The 2,531-nt window shown below is 65.0% G+C and carries 2 protein-coding genes; both read left to right on the plus strand.

The genetic code is table 11. The features are described 5' to 3' along the window. Positions 1-111 precede the first annotated feature (111 nt). Positions 112-972 (plus strand): integrase, encoded by an 861-nt coding sequence (locus EPN33_15250; GenBank protein ID TAN20469.1) that lies wholly within the window; start codon positions 112-114, stop codon positions 970-972. Between the two features lie 12 nt (positions 973-984). After that, complete coding sequence (locus EPN33_15255; protein ID TAN20470.1) at positions 985-2,172, plus strand: IS91 family transposase; 1,188 nt, start codon at positions 985-987, stop codon at positions 2,170-2,172. The last annotated feature ends 359 nt before the right edge of the window (positions 2,173-2,531 follow it).

Here is a 2,531-nt window from a genome sequence, read left to right on the forward strand (position 1 = left end):
GGATTGAACGAAGCCGCTGACGCGGCATTTGGTGGGACGATTTGCGGGTGACGCTTCTGTTTTGAAGGATTGCGGCTGTTGAAGCGCAATCTTGAGAACAGGAGCAAAGAGATGGCCGAGTTGAGCCCGCTTCGCCGGCGCATGATCGATGACATGACGATCCGCAATCTGTCGCCGGCCACGCAACGATCTTACGTGCATGCGGTGGCGAAGTTTTCGTGTTATTTCGGCCGTTCGCCGGACCGGCTCGGGCTGGAAGACGTCCGCGCCTTCCAGGTGCATCTGGTCTCGACCGGAATCTCATGGCCGGCGCTGAACCAGACGGTATGTGCGCTGCGGTTCTTCTACGGCGTGACGCTAGGCCATGCGGAGATTCCGGAGCGGATCGTCTATGCCCGCGCGCCGCGCACGCTGCCGGTGGTGCTGAGCACCGATGAGGTTGTCCGCTTTCTGGAGGCGGTGCCGAGCCTGAAGACGCGTACGGCGCTGACGACGGCCTACGCAGCAGGTCTTCGCGCCTCGGAGACCGTCGGGCTGAAGGTCGGCGATATCGACAGTGGCCGCGGCGTGATCCGTGTCGAGCACGGCAAGGGCGGCAAGGACCGCACCGTGATGCTGTCGGCGCAGCTTTTGCGCATCCTGCGCGTCTACTGGCGACTGGCGAAGCCGCAGGGCTGGCTGTTTCCCGGCCGGGATGCCAATCGCCCCATAGACGTGCAGGTGTTGTATTCGGCCTGTCGTTCGGCGCGCGCGGCGGCTGGCATCGACAAGCGTGTGACGGTCCACACGCTCAGACACAGCTTCGCCACCCATCTGCTGGAGAACGGCACCGATATCCGCATCATTCAGGTGCTGCTCGGCCACAACAATCTTTCCTCGACGGCGCGCTACACCAAAGTCTCGAACGGTCTGATCCGGCGCACGACAAGCCCGCTCGACCGGCTGAACATCGAGGTGGTGCCCCCGGGCTGAACGGTTCCGCCCATGTCGGCGAGACTGGAGGTGGCGGATATCTTCCGCCGCCATGGCGAGGCGTATCGGCAGGTTCATGACGGCCATCTCGGACGCGTCGAGCGGCGCACGATGAGCGCCATCGAGCTCTGCCGGACGGCCGAACTCGGCGGCCATGTCGAGGGCTGCCGATCCTGCGGGGCGATCAGCGTGGCCTACAACTCCTGCCGCAACCGGCATTGCCCCAAGTGCCAGGGGCAGGCCTGCCGGGACTGGCTCGCCGCGCGGCAGGACGAGCTTCTTCCGGTCGCCTACTTCCATGTGGTGTTCACGCTGCCGGCCGAGATCGCGGCGATCGCTTTCCAGAACAAGGCGGTGGTATATACGATCCTGTTCAAGGCGGTTGCCGAGACGCTGCGCACCATCGCCGCCGATCCCAAGCATCTCGGCGCCGAGATCGGCCTCATTGCGGTGCTGCACAGTTGGGGTCAAACTCTCACCTACCACCCCCATCTGCATTGTATCGTGCCGGGTGGTGGCGTCTCGCCCGATGGCAGACGCTGGATCTCGTGCAGGTCGGGCTTCTTTTTGCCTGTGCGGGTGCTGTCGCGCCTGTTTCGCCGGCTCTTCCTGGAGGAACTGCGAGCGGCCCATGATGCGGGCCGGCTGGGCTTCTTCGGCAACCTTGCCCACCTGGCAAAGCCTGATGCTTTCGCCCGCGTGCTCGCCGAAGTCCGTCGCCTCGAATGGGTCGTCTATGCCAAGCCACCTTTCGGCGGGCCAGAGCAGGTGCTGGCCTATCTCGGCCGCTACACCCATCGCGTCGCCATCGCCAACTCCCGGCTGATCAGCATGGATGACGATCGCGTCGCGTTCCGCTGGCGGGATTATCGCCATCACGGCAGGACGAAGGTCATGACGCTCGATGCTGATGAGTTCATCCGTCGCTTCCTCCTGCACACGTTGCCCGACGGCTTCCATCGCATCCGCCATTATGGCTTTCTCGCCAACGGTCATCGTACCGCCAGGCTCGACCTGTGCCGCAGGCTGCTGGCCACTCCGCAGCAGGACGACGTCGAACCGGATCCCAAGATCGCCGCCGCCGCGACTGCCCTTGCGCCCGCGCATCGCTGCCCCTGCTGCGGAGGCCCAATGGTCACGCTCGCCGTCTGGCAGTGCGGACAAGCGCCGCCGAGCCCCTTCTGGAGCGATACCTCGTGATCATGCATGGCACGTCCACATCGCCATGCTCCGCATCCGTCGCCATGGGCGCCGGCACAACTGATCGCGCCCGGTGCGGCGGGCTGCGGCGACTTCGTCCGGTTTACGTCACCCACGGCAGCCGGATTGGCTCATATCATTGCGACAAGGGCGCTCCCGCCGCAACGCCCGGGGCCCGCCACGGCGTCGCGCGTTGCTGGCAATCGTCCTTCGCGAACCGCTTCGCCGTTTCCCTTCCACTACAATCCCCATAGCGCCAGTCCTGCCCGCGGCTCCGTTCAATCCGGCTTACAATGAGGTCCGACACCCAGCCCGGCCGCCCCGTCATGCCAGCAGACCTCACAGAAGCCTCCAGATTC

This window comes from Acidobacteriota bacterium, from assembly GCA_004299485.1.
GTDB lineage: Bacteria > Acidobacteriota > Terriglobia > Terriglobales > SCQP01 > SCQP01.